Annotated in this window: 16 protein-coding genes and 1 tRNA gene; 7 read left to right on the top strand and 10 right to left on the bottom strand. The window is 70.8% G+C overall.

Annotation, left to right across the window (positions count from 1 at the left end):
• Positions 1 to 35 precede the first annotated feature (35 nt).
• Both ACIBKX_RS23730 and ACIBKX_RS23725 read left to right on the top strand, forming a co-directional pair.
• On the top strand, positions 36 to 1361 hold the full coding sequence (locus tag ACIBKX_RS23730) for a sensor histidine kinase (protein ID WP_363273734.1): 1326 nt from the start codon (positions 36 to 38) through the stop codon (positions 1359 to 1361).
• On the top strand, positions 1325 to 2014 hold the full coding sequence (locus ACIBKX_RS23725; protein WP_363273735.1) for a response regulator transcription factor: 690 nt from the start codon (positions 1325 to 1327) through the stop codon (positions 2012 to 2014). The genes ACIBKX_RS23730 and ACIBKX_RS23725 overlap by 37 nt, the downstream gene beginning before the upstream one ends.
• Before the next feature lie 135 nt (positions 2015 to 2149).
• Here the strand turns inward: ACIBKX_RS23725 and ACIBKX_RS23720 are convergent, their stop codons facing one another.
• A complete protein-coding gene (locus ACIBKX_RS23720) occupies positions 2150 to 2743 on the bottom strand; it encodes a TetR/AcrR family transcriptional regulator (protein WP_363273737.1) in 594 nt (197 codons plus the stop codon).
• Between the two features lie 89 nt (positions 2744 to 2832).
• Between ACIBKX_RS23720 and ACIBKX_RS23715 the strand changes: the two genes are divergently transcribed.
• Together ACIBKX_RS23715 and ACIBKX_RS23710 are read left to right on the top strand one after the other, a co-directional pair.
• The gene (locus tag ACIBKX_RS23715) at positions 2833 to 3378 is read left to right on the top strand and encodes a hypothetical protein (RefSeq protein WP_363273739.1); all 546 of its coding nucleotides are present in this window, start codon (positions 2833 to 2835) and stop codon (positions 3376 to 3378) included.
• Positions 3379 to 3548: 170 nt separating this feature from the next.
• A complete protein-coding gene (locus ACIBKX_RS23710) occupies positions 3549 to 5372 on the top strand; it encodes a protein kinase (RefSeq protein ID WP_363273740.1) in 1824 nt (607 codons plus the stop codon).
• Positions 5373 to 5461: 89 nt separating this feature from the next.
• Here the strand turns inward: ACIBKX_RS23710 and ACIBKX_RS23705 are convergent, their stop codons facing one another.
• Positions 5462 to 5914 (bottom strand): MarR family transcriptional regulator, encoded by a 453-nt coding sequence (locus ACIBKX_RS23705; protein ID WP_363273741.1) that lies wholly within the window; start codon positions 5912 to 5914, stop codon positions 5462 to 5464.
• 92 nt (positions 5915 to 6006) lie between these two features.
• On the opposite strand from ACIBKX_RS23705, the gene ACIBKX_RS23700 reads away from it, so the two are divergent.
• Positions 6007 to 6729: an SgcJ/EcaC family oxidoreductase gene (locus ACIBKX_RS23700; protein WP_363273742.1), complete on the top strand. Its 723-nt coding sequence runs from the start codon at positions 6007 to 6009 to the stop codon at positions 6727 to 6729.
• 76 nt (positions 6730 to 6805) lie between these two features.
• Positions 6806 to 8329: a multicopper oxidase domain-containing protein gene (locus ACIBKX_RS23695; protein ID WP_363273743.1), complete on the top strand. Its 1524-nt coding sequence runs from the start codon at positions 6806 to 6808 to the stop codon at positions 8327 to 8329.
• Between the two features lie 294 nt (positions 8330 to 8623).
• On the opposite strand, the gene ACIBKX_RS23690 is transcribed toward ACIBKX_RS23695, so the two are convergent.
• Positions 8624 to 9190 (bottom strand): Uma2 family endonuclease, encoded by a 567-nt coding sequence (locus tag ACIBKX_RS23690; protein ID WP_363273744.1) that lies wholly within the window; start codon positions 9188 to 9190, stop codon positions 8624 to 8626.
• A 224-nt stretch (positions 9191 to 9414) separates the two neighbouring features.
• Between ACIBKX_RS23690 and ACIBKX_RS23685 the strand changes: the two genes are divergently transcribed.
• The gene (locus ACIBKX_RS23685) at positions 9415 to 10032 is read left to right on the top strand and encodes an SHOCT domain-containing protein (protein WP_363273746.1); all 618 of its coding nucleotides are present in this window, start codon (positions 9415 to 9417) and stop codon (positions 10030 to 10032) included.
• Positions 10033 to 10281: 249 nt separating this feature from the next.
• Here the strand turns inward: ACIBKX_RS23685 and ACIBKX_RS23680 are convergent.
• From ACIBKX_RS23680 to ACIBKX_RS23650, 7 genes are all read right to left on the bottom strand, one after another.
• Positions 10282 to 10355: transfer RNA gene (locus ACIBKX_RS23680), tRNA-Thr, on the bottom strand.
• A gap of 119 nt (positions 10356 to 10474) precedes the next feature.
• Complete coding sequence (locus ACIBKX_RS23675; RefSeq protein WP_363273747.1) at positions 10475 to 12016, bottom strand: alpha/beta hydrolase; 1542 nt, start codon at positions 12014 to 12016, stop codon at positions 10475 to 10477.
• 173 nt (positions 12017 to 12189) lie between these two features.
• Positions 12190 to 13395, bottom strand: a complete 1206-nt coding sequence (locus ACIBKX_RS23670) for a DNA polymerase III subunit delta' (RefSeq protein WP_363273749.1) — start codon at positions 13393 to 13395, stop codon at positions 12190 to 12192.
• A gap of 124 nt (positions 13396 to 13519) precedes the next feature.
• A complete protein-coding gene (tmk, locus tag ACIBKX_RS23665; RefSeq protein WP_363273750.1) occupies positions 13520 to 16666 on the bottom strand; it encodes a dTMP kinase in 3147 nt (1048 codons plus the stop codon).
• Between the two features lie 233 nt (positions 16667 to 16899).
• Positions 16900 to 19728: a type I DNA topoisomerase gene (gene topA, locus ACIBKX_RS23660; RefSeq protein WP_363273752.1), complete on the bottom strand. Its 2829-nt coding sequence runs from the start codon at positions 19726 to 19728 to the stop codon at positions 16900 to 16902.
• Between the two features lie 306 nt (positions 19729 to 20034).
• Positions 20035 to 20232 carry a hypothetical protein gene (locus ACIBKX_RS23655; RefSeq protein WP_135334443.1) on the bottom strand — a complete coding sequence of 66 codons (198 nt, stop codon included), beginning with the start codon at positions 20230 to 20232 and terminating at the stop codon, positions 20035 to 20037.
• A gap of 324 nt (positions 20233 to 20556) precedes the next feature.
• Positions 20557 to 22077: a class I SAM-dependent methyltransferase gene (locus ACIBKX_RS23650; RefSeq protein WP_363273754.1), complete on the bottom strand. Its 1521-nt coding sequence runs from the start codon at positions 22075 to 22077 to the stop codon at positions 20557 to 20559.
• Positions 22078 to 22118: the final 41 nt, after the last annotated feature.

Genomic DNA, 22118 nt, shown 5'->3' with positions numbered 1-22118 from the left:
CGACAACGCCCCGCGGGCCCGCCCATAATCGCCGTATGTCCCGCATACGACAGCGCAACCCGCAGCCCGCGGCCGGTCGACTCACCCCGCGCGAGGGCCCCGTCGGCCTCAAGCGCTCCCTGGTCCTCTGGGGCCTCGCGCACCGCGCGTGCTGGCTCTCGCTGTGGCTGCACGTCGTGCACGCACTGCTCGGCAGCGGCCTCGGCCTGCCGCTGCTTCCGCGCACCATGCGCGCCGTACGCGGACTGGCCGACCGTCAGCGCCGCCTGGCCAAGGAGTGGTCGGGCGTGGACATCCCGGCCCCCTACCCGCAGCTTCCCACCGAGGCCGCTTCCGAAGAGCCCACCGCCAAAGCCCTGCGCGCGCAACTCCGCACCAAGGACAACCAGTTCTGGCGCGACTGGCGCTGGGTGAGCCTCGACCCCTTCGTCGGCGGGCTCATCGCCTTCGCCCCGCTCGCCCTGATCCTCAGCGGCCTCTGGGGCCTGACGACCGCCTTCTTCGGTGCGCAGCTGTCCGAGACCTGGGGCAGCATCTGGTACCTGTTCATCCCGGTGCAGGGCTGGGCCACGGCCACGCTCGCGGGAGTCGTCGGCGTACTCCAGTTCCCGCTCGCCGTCTACTGGGCGGGCCCGCGCGCCGTCCGCCTGCACCACCGCTGTCTGCGCGCCCTGCTGGCGCCCGGCGAGAGCGAACTCCTCGCCGGGCGCATCGAGCACCTCACCACCACCCGCTCCGACGCCGTCGACACCCAGCTCGCCGAACTGCGCCGCATCGAACGCGACCTGCACGACGGCGCGCAGGCCCGCCTGGTCGCGATGGGCATGACCCTCGACGCCGCCGAACACCTCCTGGAGTCCAATCCGGAGGCCGTCCGCGCCCTGCTCGTCGAGGCCCGCCAGTCCTCCGTCAAGGCCCTCCAGGAGCTGCGCGACCTGGTCCGCGGCATCCATCCGCCGGTCCTCGCGGACCGCGGACTCGCCGACGCCGTACGCTCGTTGGCCATGCTGTCCCCGCTGCGCACCGAGGTCGAGTCGGACCTGCCGAGCCGCCCGGAGCCCCCGGTGGAGTCGGCGGCGTACTTCGCGGTCTCGGAGGTCATGACCAACGCGGCGAAGCACTCCGGTGCCGAGCGGGCCTGGATCGACATCCGCCACGAGGACGGCACGCTGCGGATCACCGTCACCGACGACGGCCATGGCGGCGCGGACATCTCGGCGGGCACCGGCCTGCGCGGCATCGAACGCCGCCTCGCCACCTTCGACGGAGTCCTCGCCGTGAGCAGCCCCCTCAACGGCCCGACCATGGTGACGATGGAGCTCCCGTGCGTGTTGTCCTCGCAGAAGACCACTTCCTCCTGAGGGACGGCATCAGCCGCCTGCTCCAGGCCTTCGGCCACGAGGTGGTCGCGGCGGTGGACAACGGCCCGGATCTCCTGAAGGCCCTGACCACCGGATCCCCTGAATCCACCGGATCCACCGGATCCACCGGATCCACCGCCCCGCCCGACATCGCGATCGTCGACGTACGCCTGCCTCCCGACTTCACGGACGACGGCCTGCGCGCGGCGCTCCGGGCCAGGGCCCACACCCCCGGGCTGCCGATCCTGCTCCTGTCCCAGTACGTCGAGCCGCTCTACGCCCGCGAACTGCTGGCCTCCGGCTCCACCGGGATCGGGTACGTCCTCAAGGAGCGGGTCTCCAACGGCGCCGACTTCATCGCCACCATCCGGCGGGTGGCCGAGGGCGGCACGGCGATGGACCCCGACGTGGTCTCCCGGCTCCTCCTCGCCAAGACCCGCGACGAGCCCCTGTCCCGCCTCACGCCACGCGAGCGCGAGGTCCTGGCGTGCCTGGCCCAGGGCCGCTCCAACGCGGGCACGGCGGAGGCCCTGGTCATCTCGGAGAAGGCCGTCGCCAAGCACATCGGCAACATCTTCCCGAAGCTGGGCCTGCCCCCGTCGGACACGGACAACCGCAGGGTGCTGGCTGTCCTGGCGTACCTGAACCGCTGATCGCCCCAAGCGATCTCATGAGACCTCGCGGGACCTCACGGGACCTCACGGGACCTCACGGCATCACAAGGCTCCTCAAGGCATCACAAGGCATCACAAGGCATCACAAAGCACCCCAAGGGACCTCAAAGCACCTCAGGCGCTGATCGACCGCCAGATCCGCTCCGGCAGGACCCGCACCGCTTCCTCAAGATCGGAGTCGTCGATCCCGGAGAGCCAGCGGCGGGCGGTCGCGATGACGGGTCCCATGACCAGCGCCTCGACCATCGGCACCGACAACCGGACGATCTCGCCCGACTCCATGTGCTGCTGCGCCCAGACGCCGAGCGGCGAGAGGCGGGCCTCCTGCGCGTCGCGGAGCTGCTTCGCCTGGTCCATGATCAGCCGGTCGGCGTAGTAGGAGTGGACCAGGCGGGCGGCGTCGGGGTTCTCCTGGATGAACGTCAGGTACGTACGCACAAGGGCGCGGATCCCCGTCTTGGCGGTCCGGGACCGCTGCACCGGCGCGACGAGCTCGCCGAGCAGCCGGCCGAGCCAGCGCACCAGCAGGGCGTTCATGAGGCCGTCGACGCTGCCGAAGTGGTGGTACAGGCTGCCGAGACTGACACCGCTGGCCTTGGTGAGGGCGCTCACGGTGACGCCCTGCTCGCCGGCCTCGGCGTACACCTGAAGCGCGGCGTCCAGGAGTCGGTCGGCGGTTTCCGCACCGCGTTGCTGCTTGGGGCTCATGGTGACACCCAGCGTAAGGCACATCACTTCTAGAATGAATTTCTAGAAACACGCTCCAAACAAGGCGTCGCCTGATCCACACTGATCCGATGCCTGAACCCACGTCCCCCACACCCCGGCCCGGCGCCCTCGCCCGCGGCTGCCTGTCCGTACTCGGCGTCGCGACAGCGGTCGTCATCGCCGTACTCGTCGCGAATCAGGGCGACGACGACGAGAGCACGGCGTCACCGGGCTCCACACCGTCCAGCTACAGCAGCTACGAACCGCCGACGGACATCCCCACGGACATCCCCACGGACATCCCCACGGACGTCCCCACGAACGTCCCCTCGTACTCCGACCCCGCAACGCCCAGCAGCGCGGCCCCCAGCCCCTACGACTCGGGCACCTGCCTGAACGGCACGCTGCCGGACTCCGAGACCGCGCAGGAGGTCAGCGACATCGACGAGGTGGACTGCTCCGCGTCGGACGCGCACTACCGGGTGATCGAGAGCATCCCGATGACGTCGGAGCTGAGCGCGTGCGAGGACAACTCCCAGACGCAGTACGCCTTCTCCTCCCGCTACACGCTGAACGGAACGACGATCAACGAGTACGTCTACTGCTTGGTGGGCCTGGGCTCATACGCCCGCTGAACCGAGCCGCTCCCCCACGGAACTGAAACTACTTTCTAGAAATCTCTTCCAATCCCCACGGCGTTGATCCAAACTGAACCCTGTGCCCGGACCTGTGTCCGTCCGTGCGGACGGGGGGAGTGCACGGACCGGCACGGGCCCGGCCGCGCAGGCCGGGGAACGGGGAGAGCGTGAACGGGGCAGCCGGGGACGGCGTTTTCGACCTCGCGGGCAGCGGCGCCGAGCCGCTGCGCGCACAGGACCCGCGGCGGATCGGGACGATCCCGCTGGTGGGCAGGCTGGGGACCGGCGGCATGGGCCGGGTGTACCTGGGCGTCACGGACGGCAGATACGCGGCCGTCAAACAGATGCTGGCGTCGGTGGTCGCCGAGGACGTGGGCTTCCTGCGGCGCTTCGGCCAGGAGATGGACAACCTCGCCCGGCTGCCGGCCGAGGCCACCGCACCCCTCCTGGCGAGCGACCGCACGGCGGAGCCGCCCTGGTTCGCCACGGCGTACGTACCGGGCATCACGCTGGCCGAGGCGGTCGAGCAGCACGGGGCCCTGCCGGGGGACGCCGTATGGCGCCTGCTGCGGGAGATCGCGGCGGGCCTGAAGGCGGTGCACGCCCTGGACATGGTGCACCGCGACCTCAAGCCGTCGAACATCATGCTGACGCTCGACGGCACGACCCTCATCGACTTCGGGATAGCCAGGGCCGCGGAGCAGAGCCAGCTGACGCGAACCGGCTTGATAGTCGGCACTCCGGCCTACATGTCCCCCGAGCAGGCCACCGGGACCAGAGGCCTGACCAGCGCCTCCGACATCTTCACGCTGGGCCTGCTGGCCGGCTACGCGGCGGGCGGCCGCTGGCCGTTCGCAGACGGGGCAGAGGGCAGCCCCCTGTACCGCATCGTGCACGACGAACCGGACCTGACCCCGGTACGGGAGTACGACCCCCGCCTGGCCGAGATGGTCGCGTCCTGCCTGGACAAGGACCCGGAGGCCCGCCCCACGGCGGCGGATCTCCTGACCCTGACGGACCGCCACGCCCCACCAGCACCGGCACCGGCACCGGCACCGGCACCAACGGCCTGGCCACCCCCGATCAACACGATCCTGACGGAACGCTCGGCGTTCGCGAAGAAGGCCCCGCAGGAGCCGCCGCCCCTGCCGAAGACGGCCGAGACGGCACAACCCCCACGCCGAGAACGCCGCCGCACCCGCATCGCACTGGCGGCACTACCGGTGATCGTGATCGCGGCAGGCACAACACTGGCCCTCCAGAACCTGCCGTACGTGACGACTCCCGACCAGGCGGCGGGCTCAACACCATCGGCCGAGGTGACGGCACCGACGCCGGGAGCGAGCGAGCAGACGAAGCACCCTTCGGAGAAGCCGAACAAGAAGGAAAAGGAGAAGGAGAAGGAGGACGAGGACCGGAAGGAGGGGAAGAACCCGGAGGACGAGAAGGGGAAACAGCCGAGCGGCGACGGAGGGGCGGGTTCCAGTGACTCAGGCTCACCCGACGGCGACGGCGACGGCGACGGCGACGCCTCCTCCGACAACAACTCCCCCGGTGACGGCGACGACAACGCCTCCGGCGGCGACACCCCGAACCCACCGGCCTCCGACCCACCCCCACAGGCACCCTCCACAGGCACCTTCCGCCTGAAGAACGCCGACACCGGCGTCTGCCTGACCCAGACATACGGCGCCGCGGACAACGGCACGTGCTCCGAGGCGAGCGCCGTATGGAAGACGGTGAGCGCGGAGAACAACAGCTTCAAGGTGGTCAACAAAGAGTCCGGCGCCTGCCTGGTGGCCAACATGCTCGGCCAGGCGGTCTTCGTCGGCGACTGCACCCAGGGTTCGTCCCGCCTCTGGCGCTGGGGCGGAGGCAACACCCTGAAGAGCACTTCGAACGGCGGCTGCCTGGACCTGGCATACGGAGGCGGCATCGCAACGGCCACCTGCGCCTCGGGCAAGGCCTCCCAGCAGTGGGCGAGGACGTAGCCCCCTCCTTCAGGAGGTATCCCCCTTCTCCAGGACGCTCGACCCTCTCCCCCCTCCCCTCTCCCCCCTCCCCCTAACAGCCCGCGGCTTCAGGAGGGATGGGTCCCGCGCAGCTGTTCGGCCGTGTGCTGGTAGGCGTCGGCCGCGCGGTGGAAGTAGTCGAACAGGACCTTCAGCTGGTCGGGGTTGTAGCTGCGGAGGATCTGGGCGATCTGCTCGCGGGCGGGAGCCATCACCTCGTCGAGCTCGGCCGGCTGGCCGATGGGCTCGACGATCACCTTGCGGCGATCGGTGGGATCGGGGGCACGGCGGACGTAGCCGGCCTGTTCAAGGCGGTCGATCAGCCGGGTGGTGGGCCCGGTGGTCAGCCCGGTGCGGGCGCCGAGCTCGCCGGGCGTCAAGGGTCCGGACAACTCCAGGGTGTTGAGCGCGTACAGGTCGGTCGCACCCAGCCCGCAGGACTTGGCACTGGCATGGCCGTGCAACATCACCGCGCTCAGATACCGCCGGTAGATGCGTGACGCATCGGCTGGCGTTGACATCCCCTCACCCACTCCCTAATCTCTTCTCCAAGGAAGAGGCTTCTTCAACGAAGAAAGCTCTCTGAGGAAGAGTCTAAGGGAAGGGCACGCCCATGACCAGCACCCAGATCCCGGTCGAGACCGCCGAGACCAGCGAAAACAGCACCGCCACCGAAACAGCCGCCACCGAAACAGCCGCCGCCAAGACCCGTCGACCCGAGACCCGTCGGCCCAGGAACCGCCGCCGCACCGTCAAACGGGTGCTGGGCGTCAGCGCGCTCGCCCTCGCCGTCATGGCCGCCGGCGGATACTTCTGGCTCGACGCCACCTCCGACGTGCAGCGCACCGGTGCCGAAACCTGCGCCGAGGTGATCCCGGCCGACGCCGACCGCCGCGACGGCAGGGCCGTCTGCGCCACCCTCGACGCCCTCGCCGACGCCTGGGAGCGCGGTGACGCGGAGGCGTACGGCCGCCAGTTCACCGAGGACGGCACGTACACCACCTACATCGGCAGCCACTACGAGGGCCGCGCCGACATCACCGCGAGCCACCGCGCGCTCTTCAAGGGCTTCCTCAAGGACAGCAAGCTCGCTTCCAGGTACCTCGACATGCGCTTCCTGACCAAGGACGTCGCCGTCCTCACCAGCCGCGGCGCCGACTACACCGGTGACAAGCCCGGCGCGGACGAACTCTCGAAGGTGACCACCTTCACCCTGGTCCGCGACACCGACGACACCTGGCGGATCGCCGCGTTCCACAACACCGAGCGCAGCAACGTCATGGAGCGCTTCTCCTTCATCTACGCCCCCGACACCAAGCCCGCCGCCGAGAAGTGACCCCCACAGAACACGGGAGCGATCGCATGCCGACCCATCGGATACCGGCCCCCACCCGCACCGCCGGGGTGGACCGGTGAAGCGCCGCACACTGCTGAAGGTCGGTCTCGGTGGTGTGGGTACCGCCGCGCTCGGCGCGGGCGGCACGCTCGGATGGTTCTGGTCGTCCGCCGACATCGACACCGCCGGCCGCGTCGCGTTCAACAGACGCCTGGCCATCCCGCCGCCGGCACCCGCACGCCGCGACGCCAAGGGCCGCAAGGTGTTCAAGCTCCGTGCGGCGCGCGGCGAGCACCGGCTGCGCGCCGGCCGCCCGACAAAGACCTGGGGCATCAACGGCTCCTACCTCGGGCCCACGCTCCGGGCCGCCCGTGGCGAGACCGTACTCGTGCACGTACACAACGGCCTGCGGGAGCCGACGAGCCTGCACTGGCACGGCATGCACCTGCCCGCCCGCATGGACGGCGGCCCGCACCAGCCGGTCGAGCCGGGCCGGACCTGGTCTCCGACCTGGACCATCGACCAGCCCGCGGCCACCCTCTGGTACCACCCGCACCCGCACGGGGAAACGGCCCGGCACGTGTACCGGGGGCTGGCGGGCCTGTTCATCCTGGACGACCCGAAGACGGAGCCCGCAGGCCCCGACGGCAGCTCGCTGCCCAGCCATTACGGGATCGACGACATCCCCGTCGTCGTGCAGGACAAGCGCCTCGACGACGGCAACCAGCTCGTCGAGAGCCACCCGCGGCTCAGCGAGGTCGGCCTCCTGGGCGACGTGATCTGCGTCAACGGCACCACGGGGCCGTACCTCCCGGTCACCACCCAACGGATCCGGCTGCGGCTGCTCAACGCCTCGAGCGCCCGCATCTACCGCTTCGGCTTCACCGACGACCGCCCCTTCGCGCTCATCGGCACCGACGGCGGACTACTGCCGGCCCCGCACAGGGCCGACCGCATCCAGCTCTCCCCGGGCGAGCGCGCCGAGATCGTCGTCACGATGCGCCCCGGCGAGCGGGTCGTGCTGCGCAGCTTCCCGCCGGACCTCGGCCTGAACTTCCTCAGCAACCGGTTCTCCGGCGGGGACGACACCCTGGACATCCTCGAACTACGCGCGGCGCGCACGCTGAAGCCCTCACCCCGGCTGCCGGATCAGCTCGCCGCAGCACCGGCGCTGGCCGCCAGGAACACGGCCGTCGACCGGAAGTTCGAGCTGGGCGGTTTCGCGATCAACGGCAAGAGCATGGACATGCGCCGCATCGACTTCACCGTGCGGCGGGGCGCCACCGAAGTCTGGGAGGTCACCGCCATCGACGACACCCAGCACAACTTCCACGTGCACGACGTGCAGTTCCAGGTGCTCTCCGTCGACGGCAAACCGCCGCCCCCCGAACTCGCGGGCTGGAAGGACACGGTCCACACCCGCCCCGGCGTCCGGCTCCGCCTCGCCCTACGCTTCCGCGACCACAGCGATCGCACCGTGCCGTACATGTACCACTGCCACATCCTGTACCACGAAGACCAAGGCATGATGGGCCAGTTCCTGGTGACCAAACCCGGCGAGAAGCCGGGCCGCGCCCCAGCCGGCGCCCACCACCACTGACACACCGACCGACCCTCTGCCGCACCACACCCCAAGCAACACAAAACCCCAGGTCACGGGTTACGTAACCTGGGGTCCCAGTGGAGCCGCCTTCGGGATTCGAACCCGAGACCTACGCATTACGAGGGCTAAAAAGATCATGACGGGTGGTGCCGTGGCGTGCTGCTCAATGACGTATCAACTGGTCAGGAGCACGTGACCTCGACCGGCATGACTGGCTGATCTGGCCTCGTGCTGCCCAGTCCGCTCACGCAGCGCTCACGCACACTGGCATGCCGCTCGCCGACGTGCGGCTCAGATCCGACCGAGGTCGACTTCGACCGGGAAGGGCGCCGAGACCTTGACGACACCGGTGAAGACGTCCCCGTCACGGTAGGCCCTGGTCGCCGGATCGAGCACGTAGGTGTACACCAGCGGGACCCCGGTCGCGGCCTGCTCGACCCGCCAGTAGAAGGCAATGCCGGCCTTGGCGTACTGGTCCGTCTTCACGATCCGATCGGTGGTCTCCGACCCCGGCGAGACGACCTCCGCAACCAGCAGCACGTGCTCCGGCCGGGTGGGCGAGACATCGATCGTGTCCGCGCGATACACGACAACATCCGGACGCCGATTGGTCAGCGGAACATCCTGCAGACGGACGTCGAAGTCGGTATCGGCGTTCCACTCCGGCCCCGCGGCGCCCTCCAAGGCATTCGCCAGGATCCGGGCGAGCCGGTTGTGGCGCTTGGACGCGCTGGGACTCACGACGACCATCCCGTCCACGATCTCGATCCCCGCACACTGCTCCTCGGACCAGGAGTCGTACTGCTCCGCCGTGATCTGCTCGTGCATCCACGCAGGAGCCACCGTCTCGGCAGTCATGACGCACCTCCTGGACACCATGCGAGCGCGGGACCGGCCCCGCAGAGTTCAGCGTACTGTCCCAGCACCCGACTCGGAGACGTGGTCTTCGGTGTAGGTAACCGTGTCTGGAGGGGGTGCCCAGTGCCGGAGGCGTTGAAGGTGTAGTCCCCGGACGAGGAGCGCGCGACACTGGGCCGAGGCGTGAGGCCCACTCCCATCCTCCCAAGGGGCTGATGAGGATCATGTTCAAGCGTGACCCGGAGAAAGCCGCACAGAAGGCCGCTGCCCGCCAGGAAAAGCAGCAGGTTCGTACAGAAGCCGCCGAACAGCGGCAGGCCGACAAGGAAGCGCTGAAGGACTGGCGCAAGTTGCACCCTGCCGAGAAGACGATGAACACCGCAGCGATGATGCGTCTGTGGCCGTCCTCCAAGTTCGGCATGACTGGGCAAGGGCCAGTACTCGGCGGCCAGGCCGAGTTCGTCAACGCTGGCGCGCACAAGGCTTGGACGGCAACCAGGCTCGCTGGCGGAGTCGCAACGGGCGGTGTCTCCGCCTTGGCGGGACGCAAGAACAAGGGCGCGGCGGTCATCAATGTGACCTTCGGCAACGGGGTTGCGCAGACGTACAACGTGAAACCAGACTCCACGTCCCTGCGAGCCGCCAACCAGTACGTGAATGCGTTCAACGTGCTCGCTTCGCAGTTGGCCGACGAAACGGGCTCGGCTTCATCGCCCGAAACAGTTCAACCTCAGCCCCAGTCGGTGGCCGACGAACTCGGCAAGCTCAAGGCCCTCGTCGATCAAGGAGCTCTGACACAAGACGAGTTCGATCAGCAGAAGGCGCGGCTGCTCGGGACGTAATGTTGTCTTCAAACTCCTGCCTGCCGCACGCCCCCCTTCGGGCGGATGAGGCCCAACAGGAGGCGATGCGGGGCATGGGCAAGTTCTTCCTACCCACTCCCCCTGCCCCGCCCCGAACCCGGATTCAGGCCCCACTGAGACCAGAGCTGAGACCCCTAGCACCCTCGCAGCCCGCTCTCAGCGCTGTCGCCGCATCCGCTAAAAGCAAAAGCCCCAGGTCACGGCGAGTGAGTCCTGGGGCTTCAGCGGAGCCGCCTTCGGGATTCGAACCCGAGACCTACGCATTACGAGTGCGTTGCTCTGGCCATCTGAGCTAAGGCGGCGCGCGTCCCGCACCTATGGTGCGATCAGCAACGTCGCCAAGTCTACACAGTTTCCGGGGGTGCTCCGTACACCCCCCGGCCGCGCCCGGCGGGGACGGTCCGCGCACCGGGCGCAGGGGCTATGAGCAGCGCTTTCCGTCCTTGGGGACGGTGCCCTTCACCAGGTAGGCGTTGATCGTCGAGTCGATGCACTCGCTGCCGCGGCCGTACGCCGTGTGGCCGTCGCCCTCGTAGGTGAGGAGTCTGCCCGAGGAGAGCTGGTCGGCCAGGGACTCGGCCCAGTGGTACGGGGTTGCCGGGTCGCGGGTCGTGCCGGCCACCACGATCGGGGCGGCGCCCTCCGCCTCGATGCGGTGCGGCTCGCCCGTGGCCTTCACCGGCCAGTACGTGCAGTTCAGCGAGGCCCAGGCCAGGCCCTCGCCGAAGACCGGAGAGGCCTTTTCGAAGTCCGGGAGGGATGTGCGTACGTCGGCCGGGGAGGCGAAGGCCGGGGGCAGGTCCAGGCAGTTCACGGCCGCGTTGGCGAACATCAGGTTCGCGTACGTTCCGTCGCCGTCCCGCTCGTAGTAGCTGTCGGAGAGGGACAGCAGGCCCGCGCCGTCCTTGTCCTTCAGCGCCGCCGCCAGCGCCGTGCGCAGCTGGGGCCAGGCCGCCTCGTCGTACATCGCCGCGATCACGCCCGTCGTGGCCAACGCCTCGCCCAGCTCGCGGCCCGCCGAGTCCCCCGCGGGGATCGGGTCGGCGTCCAGGTCGTCGAAGAAGGACTTCAGGCGCTTGCCCGCGTCCTGCGCGTCCTCCGTGCCCAACGGGCAGTCCGCCCGCTTCACGCAGTCCTGCGCGAACGACTGGAAGGCCGTCTCGAATCCCGCCGTCTGGTCGCGGTTCATCCGGCGGGCCGGCAGCGACGGGTCCATCGCGCCGTCCAGGACGAGGCGGCCGGCGCGGTCGGGGTAGAGCCCTGCGTATGTCGCCCCCAGGAACGTGCCGTACGAAGCGCCCACGTACGTCAGCTTCTCGTCGCCCAGGACCTCCCGCAGGATGTCCATGTCACGGGCCGCCTCGACCGTGGAGACATGCGGCAGCATCTCGCCGGACTTCTTCTCGCAGCCTTCCGCGAACTCCTTGAAGGAGGCAGTGAGTTCGTCCGTCTCGCGTTCGCTGTCGGGGGTGATGTCCGTCTGCGTGTACGCGTCCATCCGCTTGCCGTCCAGACACTTCACCGGCTCGCTGCGGGCCACCCCTCGCGGGTCGACCGCGACCATGTCGTAGCGGGCGCGGACCTCCTCCGGGTAACCGAGCGCCGCGTACGACTGGAGATAGCCGATCGCCGAGCCGCCGGGGCCGCCGGGATTGACCTGGAGCGAACCGAGCCGCTTGCCGGGGCCCGTGGCCTTCTTGCGGGCCACCGCGAGCTTGATCTCCTCGCCGTCCGGCTTCTCGTAGTCCAGCGGTGCCTTCATCGTCGAGCACTCGAAGCCCGGGACACCGCACTCGCGCCATTTCAGCTTCTGCCCGTAGTAGGGCGACAGGCCCTCCGGAGTCGCGCTGGGCTGCCCGGCCATGGACGCGTCCGCCGTCGAACTCCCGGCCGAGCAGCCGGAGAGCAGCAGTCCGGCGGCCATGAACACGGTGGCGGGGGTGCGGAGTCCTCTGATGCGCATCAGGCGAGAGTAACCCTCCGCGTTCAGTCGGTCGCCTTCTGTGCTCGTATGGGTGACCTCGTCAACCGGCCCGCCCGCGGGTCACATCAACCCGCCCGTCGGTCGTCGCCTCAACCCGCCGGCGGGTCGTAGCAGCCCGTCGGTCGTAGCCCTCAACCCGCCCGCGGGTCGGATCAGCCCGCCCGCAGCGCCACCGTCATCGCCTCCACCGCAAGCAGCGGGGCCACATTGCGGTCCAGGGCCGTGCGGCACGCGCCGATCGCCTCTATGCGGCGGAGCGTCGACTCGGGCGAGGTGGCGCGCGCGAGGCGCTCCAGCATGTCCTGCACCTCCGTGTTGGCCAGCGCCACGCGGGAGCCGAGCTGGAGGGTCAGCACGTCCCGGTACACACCGGTCAGGTCGATCAGGGCGAGGTCCAGGCTGTCGCGCTGCGTGCGGGTCCTGCGACGCTTCTGCCGGTCCTCCAGCTCCTTCATCACGCCCGCCGTGCCGCGCGGCATCCGGCCGCCCTTCTCCGCGCCGAGGGCCGCCTTCAGCTCGTCGGCCTCCTTGACGTCGACCTCCTCGGCGAGCTGCTTCGCGTCCTCCCCCGCCGTGTCGATCAGCTCCTGGGCCGCCTTCAGACAGCCGCCGATCTCCTCGACCCGCAGCGGCAGCTTGAGCACGGCGGCCCTGCGCTCACGCGCCCGCGGGTCGGTCGCCAGGCGCCGGGCCCTGCCGATGTGGCCCTGCGTCGCCCGCGCGGCGGACGCGGCGACATCCGGCTCGATGCCGTCGCGTCGTACGAGTACGTCGGCGACCGCGTCCACCGGAGGTGTACGCAGCGTCAGATGGCGGCAGCGGGACTTGATCGTGGGCAGCACGTCCTCCAGGGACGGCGCGCAGAGCAGCCACACGGTGCGCGGAGCGGGCTCCTCCACGGCCTTCAGCAGGACATTGCCCGCGCCCTCCGTGAGGCGGTCCGCGTCCTCCAGGACGATGACCTGCCAGCGGCCGCCGGCGGGCGAGAGCTGGGCCCGCCGGACGAGGTCACGGGTCTCCTTGACGCCGATGGAGAGGAGGTCCGTACGCACCACCTCCACGTCCGCGTGCGTACCGACCAGGCTCGTGTGGCACCCGTCGCAGAAGCCGCAGCCCGGCGCGCCGCCGAGCGCGCGGTCCGGGCTCGTGCACTGGAGCGCGGCGGCGAAGGCGCGGGCGGCGGTGGACCGTCCGGAGCCGGGCGGTCCGGTGAAGAGCCAGGCGTGCGTCATCTTCGACGCCTCGGGGGGCTCCCCTCCCGTGGCCACGGCGGTGACGAAGGCGTCGGCGTCCCGAGCGGCGGCCCCGAGCTGCTCGCTCACCCGCTCCTGCCCCACCAGGTCATCCCATACGGCCATGGGTCACCGCCTCCGCCTTGCACTTCTCGCTGTCGACCACAGCACGTCTCGCTGCCGAATTCATTGTGGAGCACGCCACTGACAACGCCGTGCGGCGGAACGGGCGGGAGCCGATGTGCCCAGCTCAGCGGCGCCTCCGGCCGCCCCGCCCCTCGTCGCCCTCGTCGTCCTTGTCGTCCCGCGACCCCAGCAACTCGTCCGCCAGCGACGGCAGATCGTCCAGCGGGGTCTCCTCCGCCCAGTCCGAGCGGGGCCGCTGCCGGGGCGTGCCCTGCTCGTCGACCTGGGGCAGCTCACGGGTCCGGTCGTTGCCGCCGTCCGGCGCGGGCACCGGCCGCTCGTCGCGGAAGTAGCCCGGCGGCACCTTGTCCTCGTGCACGGGAGGCAGCACCGCCGTCTCGTCCGCGGCACCCGGCACCGGCGGCTGCGGCAGCACCTCGGTGACCTCCGAGCCGTACGCGTCCTGCACGGGAGGCAGCACCGCGGTCTCCTCGGCCGCGCTCGGCGCACCCGCTTCCGGCTGCCGCACGACAGGCGTGGGCACGGTCGTCTCGTTGTCCGGGGTCCGAGCCGGACCAGCGGGAGCGGCCGGAGCGGCGGGACGAGCAGGAGCGGGCCCCGGAGCCGGAGCCGGAGGAGCCTGATGAGCCGCCGGAGCAGTCGCCGCCGCCGCCTTCGCAGCCGCGGCCTCAGCCTCCGCCGCCGCAAGCCGCCGCGCCTCCTCCGCCCGCAGCAACGCCTCCTCGGCCTTGCGCTGCTTCTCGAGCCTGCGCTCCTCCGCCTCGGCCCGCAGCCGCGCCTCTTCCTCGGCCTCCCGACGGCGCCGCGCCTCCTCGGCGGCGCGCACCTTCTCCTCGGCGAGCAGTCGCGCCTGCTCCTCCTCGGCCCTGCGCTTGGCCTCCTCGGCGCGCTGCCTGGCCTCCTCCGCCTGCCGTTCGGCCTCGCGGCGCTGCGCCTCCTCCAGCTCGCGGCGCTTGCGCTCCTCCTCCTCGGCACGGAGCTTGGCGAGCTGTTCCTGGCGCTCGCGCTCGATCCGCTCCTCCTCGGCCTTCCGCGCGGCCTCTTCCTCGGCCTTGCGGCGCGCCTCTTCCTCGGCGGCCTTGCGGGCCTCCTCCTGGGCCTTCACCTCGGCCTCGGAGAGCGGCAGCACGAGGTCGAGCCGGTGCCGGATCACGGTCGTGACCGCCTCCGGCTCCTGCGCCGCGTCGACCACCAGGTAGCGCCCGGGGTCGGCCGCGGCCAGCGTCAGGAAACCGGAGCGCACGCGCGCGTGGAACTCGGCGGGCTCCGACTCAAGGCGGTCGGGCGCCTCCGTGAACCGCTCGCGGGCCGCCTCGGGCGACACGTCGAGCAGGCAGGTCAGGTTCGGTACGAGGCCACCGGTCGCCCAGCGGTTGATCCGGGCGACCTCGGTCGGCGACAGATCACGGCCGGCGCCCTGGTAGGCCACGGACGAGTCGATGTACCGGTCGGAGATGACGACCGCGCCGCGCTCAAGGGCCGGGCGGACGACAGTGTCGACGTGCTCCGCGCGGTCGGCGGCGTACAGAAGAGCCTCGGCCCGGTGCGAGAGTCCGGCCGACGACACGTCGAGCAGGATCGACCGCAGCCGCTTGCCGACCGGCGTCGCCCCCGGCTCGCGCGTCACGACGACCTCGTGGCCCTTGGCCCGGATCCACTCCGCGAGCGCCTCGGCCTGCGTGGACTTGCCCGCGCCGTCGCCGCCCTCCAGGGCGATGAAGAAGCCCGAGGCGGCGGGCGCCTGCACGGGGTCGTCGCCGCCGCGCAGCGCGTCCCTGAGGTCGTGCCGCAGCGGAACGCCCTGCCGGTCGTCGCCCTTGGCCAGCACCAACGCGGCCACCGGCAGGAGCAGCGCGCCCACCAGCATCAGCGTGAAGGCGGCGCCTCCGTGGTCGAAGACGAACTTGCCGTTGACGAAGCGGTGCGGGCCGATCACCGCGGCGACCACGGGGGCCACCAGCGCGCCGAGCGCGATGAAGAGCCGTACGACCGCCTGGAGGTGCTCGGTGGTGCGGGGCCGCCGGTAGTCCTCGACCTCCTGGTCGAGCAGCGCGTGCCCGGTGTGCGCGGCGATGCCCGCGGCGACTCCGGTGAGCGCGAGGAGCAGCAGCACGGTCGTCACGTCGGGCACGAGGCCCGCGGCGAGCAGCGCGACGCCGGTGACGGCGACGGCGAGCGCGAGCAGCCTGCGGCGCGAGAGGGCGGGCAGCACGGACGGTGCCGTACGGATGCCGACGGCGGTGCCGCCGGTCAGCGCGAGGACGATCAGGCCGTACGTGACGGGCCCGCCGTCCAGGTCCTTGGCGTGCAGCACGGCGACCGCCACGGCGGCGGATACGGCCCCGGCGATCGCGGCGCAGGCGGCGACGAGCAGCGGGATCGCGCCGGTGCGGCCCTTGTCGGCGCCGCCCGCCGTACGCGGCCTGCGCAGGCCTTCGAGGGGGCTGCGCGGGCGCGGCGTCTGCGTGCCGGGAAGTTCGAGGAAGTAGACGATCGACAGCGAGGCCGCGAAGAGCCCGGCGGCGACGAACGAGCCGAGGCCCGCCTGGTGCAGCTCGAACCATTCGAGTCCGGAGCCGAGCAGGTTGCCGATCAGGGTGACGCCGACGAGCGTGGCGGCCGCGATGGGCAGCGCCACGAATCCCGTACGCAGCGACAGGCGCCGCAGCGCGTCCATGTGGTCCGGCAGCGGCCGTACCGTCGCGCCCTCCAGCGGTGGCGCGGGCAGCAGCGCGGGCGCCGCGCTCTCCTTGCACACCGTCCAGAAGCGCTCGGCCACACCCACCACGAAGGCGGTGACGAGCAGCACCGCGAGGGCGTTCTCCGGAGTCCAGTCGATCCACAGCGGCGCGACGATCAGCAGCGCGGCGCGCAGTCCGTCCGCCACGACCATCGTCCAGCGGCGGTCCAGCGGACCGTCGGGCGAGGTGAGCGAGGACAGCGGTCCGAGAAGCACCGCTCCGAAGAGCAGCGTCGCGAGAACGCGTGCTCCGAAGACAGCGGTTACGGCGAACGCGACCCCCCTGTAGCCGCCCCCGAAGGCCGCCTCGGAGATGGCCGCCTGAAGGGCGAGCACCACCAGGACGAGCAGCGCGAGGGCGTCGCCCACACCGCCGACGAGCTGTGCGCTCCACAGCCTCTTCAGCTGCGGTGTGCGCAGCAGGGCGCGGACCGCACGCTCTCGGGAATCTGCGACCAGGGCGTCGTCGGGGGCCGGGTTTCCGGCCGTTGGCTGCTCGGCACGCGTCATCCGTCCAGCCTATCTGGACGCCACCCTTCCCCGCGGCGCCACCCGAACATACGACCGTCCGGCTGCCCGGTTGCGGGCAGCCGGCCGCACGCGTTGCGGGCAGGCGTTCCGCACAGCGACTCCCAACCGGCCGCTCGCGTTGCGGGCAGGCGTTCCGCAAGGCGGAACGGGTGGGCACAACGCACCGCTGCCGGGCACCGATCAAGCAAGGCGCCCGGCAGGTGAAACGTGGCTCAGTCCTCCGAAGCAGCAGCCTTGCTGGAAGCCGCCGCCTTCTTGGCGGTGGTCTTCTTGGCGGCGGTCTTCTTGGCCGTCGTCTTCGAAGCCGCCGTCTTCTTGGCCGCCGTCTTCTTGGCGGCGGCCTTCTTCGCCGGAGCCTTCTTCGCCGCCTTCTTGGCGGTCTTCTTCGCCGGCCCCTTCGCCCGCTTCTCCGCGAGCAGCTCATAGCCCCGCTCCGGAGTGATGTCCTCCACGGAGTCCGCCGCCCGCAGCGTCGCATTGGTCTCGCCGTCGGTGACGTACGCCCCGAAGCGTCCGTCCTTGACGACCACCGGCTTCCCGGAGACCGGGTCCTCGCCGAGCTCCTTCAGCGGCGGCTTCGCGGCCGCACGCCCCCGCTGCTTCGGCTTGGAGTAGATCTCCAGGGCGTCTTCCAGCGTGATGGTGAAGAGCTGCTCCTCGGTGTCGATCGACCGCGAGTCCGTGCCCTTCTTCAGGTACGGCCCGTAGCGCCCGTTCTGCGCGGTGATCTCGACGCCCTCCGCGTCGGCGCCCACCACGCGCGGCAGCGACATCAGCTTCAGCGCGTCCTCAAGGGTCACCGTGTCGAGCGACATCGACTTGAAGAGCGAGGCCGTCCGCGGCTTGACCGCGTTCTTGCCGGTCTTCGGCGTGCCCTCGGGCAGCACCTCGGTGACGTACGGGCCGTAACGCCCGTCCTTGGCGATGATCTGGCGGCCCGTCTCCGGGTCGGCGCCCAGCTCGAAGTCACCGCTCGGCTTGGCGAGCAGCTCCTCCGCGTACTCGACGGTCAGCTCGTCCGGCGCGAGGTCGTCGGGGACGTCCGCGCGCTGGTGGTTCTCGGAGTCGCGCTCGCCCCGCTCGATGTACGGCCCGTAACGGCCGACCCGCAGCACAATCCCTTCCCCTACGGGGAAGGAGGAGATCTCCCTGGCGTCGATCGCGCCCAGGTCGGTCACCAGCTCCTTGAGCCCGCCGAGGTGGTCGCCGTCGCCGTTGCCCGCGCTGGAGGCGGAGCCCGCGTCGTCGCCCTCGCCGAAGTAGAAACGCTTCAGCCACGGCACGGCCTGCGCCTCGCCCCGCGCGATGCGGTCGAGGTCGTCCTCCATGCGCGCCGTGAAGTCGTAGTCGACGAGCCGCCCGAAGTGCTTCTCCAGGAGGTTGACGACGGCGAACGACAGGAAGGACGGGACGAGTGCCGTGCCCTTCTTGAAGACATAGCCGCGGTCCAGGATCGTCCCGATGATCGACGCGTACGTCGACGGGCGGCCGATCTCGCGCTCTTCCAGCTCCTTGACCAGCGACGCCTCGGTGTAGCGGGCCGGGGGCTTCGTCGCGTGACCGTCGACCGAGATCTCCTCGGCGGAGAGCGCGTCGCCCTCGCTGACCTGCGGCAGCCGGCGCTCGCGGTCGTCCAGCTCCGCGTTCGGGTCGTCCGCGCCCTCGACGTACGCCTTGAGGAAGCCGTGGAAGGTGATGGTCTTGCCGGACGCGCTGAACTCGGCGTCGCGGCCGTCGGCGGCGGTGCCGCCGATCTTCACCGTGACCGAGTTTCCGGTCGCGTCCTTCATCTGGGAGGCGACGGTCCGCTTCCAGATCAGCTCGTAGAGCCGGAACTGGTCGCCGGTCAGGCCGGTCTCGGCGGGCGTGCGGAAACGATCACCCGAGGGGCGGATCGCCTCGTGCGCCTCCTGCGCGTTCTTGACCTTCCCGGCGTACGTGCGGGGCTTGTCCGGCAGGTAGTCGGCGCCGTACAACTGCGTGACCTGCGCGCGAGCGGCGCCGACCGCGGTGTCGGAGAGCGTCGTGGAGTCCGTACGCATGTAGGTGATGAAGCCGTTCTCGTACAGCTTCTGCGCCACCTGCATGGTCGCCTTCGCACCGAAACCGAGCTTGCGCGAGGCCTCCTGCTGCATCGTCGTCGTACGGAACGGCGCGTACGGAGAGCGGCGGTACGGCTTGGACTCGACGGAGCGGACCGAGAACCGGGTGTTCTCCAGGGCCGCGGCGAGCGCGCGGGCGTTCGTCTCGTCCAGGTGCAGCGTGTCGGACTTGAGCTGCCCGACCGAGTTGAAGTCGCGGCCCTGCGCGATGCGCTTGCCGTCGACCGTGGTCAGGCGGGCGACGAGCTGCGAGGGGTCGGAGGCGTCACCGGTGCGGCCTGTGCCGAACGTGCCCGTCAGGTCCCAGTACTCGGCGGAGCGGAAGGCGATGCGCTCGCGCTCCCGCTCGACGACGAGGCGGGTCGCCACGGACTGGACGCGGCCCGCCGACAGACGCGGCATGACCTTCTTCCACAGGACCGGCGAGACCTCGTAGCCGTAGAGACGGTCGAGGATGCGGCGGGTCTCCTGGGCGTCGACCATGCGCTTGTTGAGGTCGCGCGGGCTGGCGACGGCCTCCTGGATCGCGGCCTTGGTGATCTCGTGGAACACCATGCGCTTGACCGGGACCTTGGGCTTCAGGACCTCGAGCAGGTGCCACGCGATGGCTTCGCCCTCGCGGTCCTCATCGGTGGCGAGGAAGAGTTCGTCGGAGTCCTTCAACAGGTCCTTGAGCTTCTTGACCTGCGCCTTCTTGTCGGAGTTCACGACATAGATCGGCTGGAAGTCATGCTCGACGTCGACGCCGAGGCGGCGCACCTCGCCGGTGTACTTCTCGGGGACCTCCGCGGCGCCGTTGGGGAGGTCGCGGATGTGCCCGACGCTCGCCTCGACTACGTAGCCGGGGCCGAGGTAACCCTTGATCGTCTTCGCCTTGGCAGGCGACTCGACGATGACGAGTCGGCGGCCGCCCTTTGCGGTCTCGCTGGTCGGGGACAACTTCGCTCTTCTCTCCGGTCGGTACTCGGTGGCCGTACCAGCCGTACTGGCCGGCCTCGCTCGGTGCGCTTGAGTTGCGCCGTCGCTGCGGAGTGTGACGGTACATCCCGCCCCCGTGTCAAACGGGAAAAGCCCGCAACGGCCACTCGAACGGTAACCCGACTACCGCCATTCCTGCCGCCCGGAGTGTCGAGCCGCCCCTTGACCGCCGGCGGCGGGCCTACGGCCCGGTCCCGCCGCGCGTCCGCCGACTCCGTCCGCGCGGCCACCGCTCTCGTACCGCCACGACCGGGAGAAGCCCGACCCTCACAGCCGCGTGAAGCACCACACTCCGAGCACCAGTGCGCCCGCTCCGGCGAGCGCGGCGAGCGTCGCCGATGCGACAGGGTTCACACCGTGGGCGACGGGCGCGCGGTGTGCCACGCGGGCCCCGGTCCAGAGCAGCAGTCCGGCTCCGAACAGCGCGAACACCGTGCCCGCGAAGATCGCTGGTCCACTCTCCATGGCTTTTCCTCCCCGTACCGACTTCCCGGCTTGGGAAACTGGCACGCCAGGGAAGCCGGGGCGCGAACCCCGGGTGAACGGCGGGCGCCCGGCGCGCGTCACCGGCCGCCGGGCTCCCGCCTAGCGCCAACTCGACCGGAACTCGTCGCCACGGAGCGCGTTCGCGCCGTACGCCCCTTCTTGCCGACCACCTTGCACGGCCGCGCCCGCCGGAGCCCGTACCGACCCGACGCGGTCGCCCGGTCGGCGCGCGACCGAATACGGGACCTGCCGCACTACGGGACCTGTCGTACGAGGACTACGCGCACGAGGCCACCGCGACGACTACGCCCCGACCGGCTCCAGGAACCCCTGCTCCACGAGCAGCCGGATCTGCGCGGGCGTCCGGTCCCGCAGCAGGACGGGGTCCTCCCCGACCAGTTGGGCGATGGCGTCGAGGATCCGCCCGGCGCTCAGCGTCCCGTCGCACACCCCGGCGAAGCCCGCCCCCACCGTGTCCACCTTGGTGGCGCGCCGCATCCCGCGGTGCTGGCGCAGCACGACATGCTCCGGGTCCTCGGCACCCGGAAGGCCGACCTGCTCCTGCACCACCTCGTCGGCGAGCTTGAAGTGCCCGGCGAGCAGCGCCGCGTCGTCGTGCGCCCGCAGGAAGTCCTGCCGCGCGAAGAACTCCCGCACGGTCTCGCCCAGCGGCTGCTCGACGGGGTGCGGCCACTCCTCCACGGTGATCGACGGCTCGTCCGCCCCGGCCGGGGCCTTGCGCAGGGTGATCCAGCCGAACCCGACCGCGCGCGTCTTGCGGGCGTCGAACTCGTCGAGCCACGCGTCGTACCGCGCCGCGTACTCGGCCGGGTCCGTCCGGTGGTCACCGGCGTCCCGCAGCCACAGTTCGGCGTACTGCGTGATGTCCTGCACCTCGCGCTGCACGATCCACGCGTCGCAGCCACGCGGCACCCAGGAGCGGAGCCGCTCGGTCCACTCCTCGCCCTCCACGTGCTGCCAGTTGGCCAGGAAGTGCGCGTACCCCCCTTCGTTCAGTCGTTCCCCCGCCTCCTGAACGAGCGACCGGCACAGATCGTCCCCGCCCATCCCGCCGTCCCGGTAGGTCAGCCGGGCGCCTGGTGAGATCACGAAGGGCGGATTGGACACGATGAGGTCGTACGTCTCCTCTCCCACGGGCTCGAAGAGCGAGCCCTCGCGCACGGTGGCCGCGGGGGCGCCGGACAGCGCGAGGGTGAGCCGCGTGATGTGCAGCGCCCGGGGGTTGAGGTCGGTCGCGGTCACCCGCGTCGCGTGCTGCGCGGCGTGCAGCGCCTGGATCCCGGAGCCGGTGCCGAGGTCGAGGGCGCTCTGCACCGGCGTACGCACGGTGAGTCCCGCGAGTGTCGTGGACGCGCCGCCGACGCCGAGCACGACACCCTCGTCACGGCTGCCGATGCCGCCGGCCCCACCGACGGCGCACCCCAGGTCGGAGACGATGAACCAGTCCTCGCCGTCGGGCCCGCCATAGGGCCGCACGTCGACGGTCGCGGCAAGACCGCCGTCCGCCTCGACCAGCCAACCGGCCTCTACGAGCACGTCGACCGGCAGAACATCCGCCACGCGCGCGTGGGGCACGTTTTCCTGCAACAGAAAGAGGCGTACGACGGCTTCGAGGGCCCCGTCACCGCGCGTGGCGCGCAGCGCGGGCACGGTCTCGCTGCGGGCGAGCGCGGCATAGGCGGGCGCCCCGAGCAGCTCGAGCAGCCCATCAGCGGTGAAGTCGACCCCCAACAGGCCGTCCCGCAACTGAGCGGCAACATCGATACGGTCGGACGAGGGCAGGGGGGCACTGGCGATACTCACAGCCCCATTGTGACCCGCACCCGCCAGGCCCGCTGCGGGCA

This window comes from Streptomyces sp. NPDC050658 (assembly GCF_044457025.1).
Classification (GTDB): Bacteria; Actinomycetota; Actinomycetes; order Streptomycetales; family Streptomycetaceae; genus Streptomyces.
Note: the sequence above shows the minus strand (reverse complement) of the source record. Positions and strands in the feature narration are given on the sequence as shown.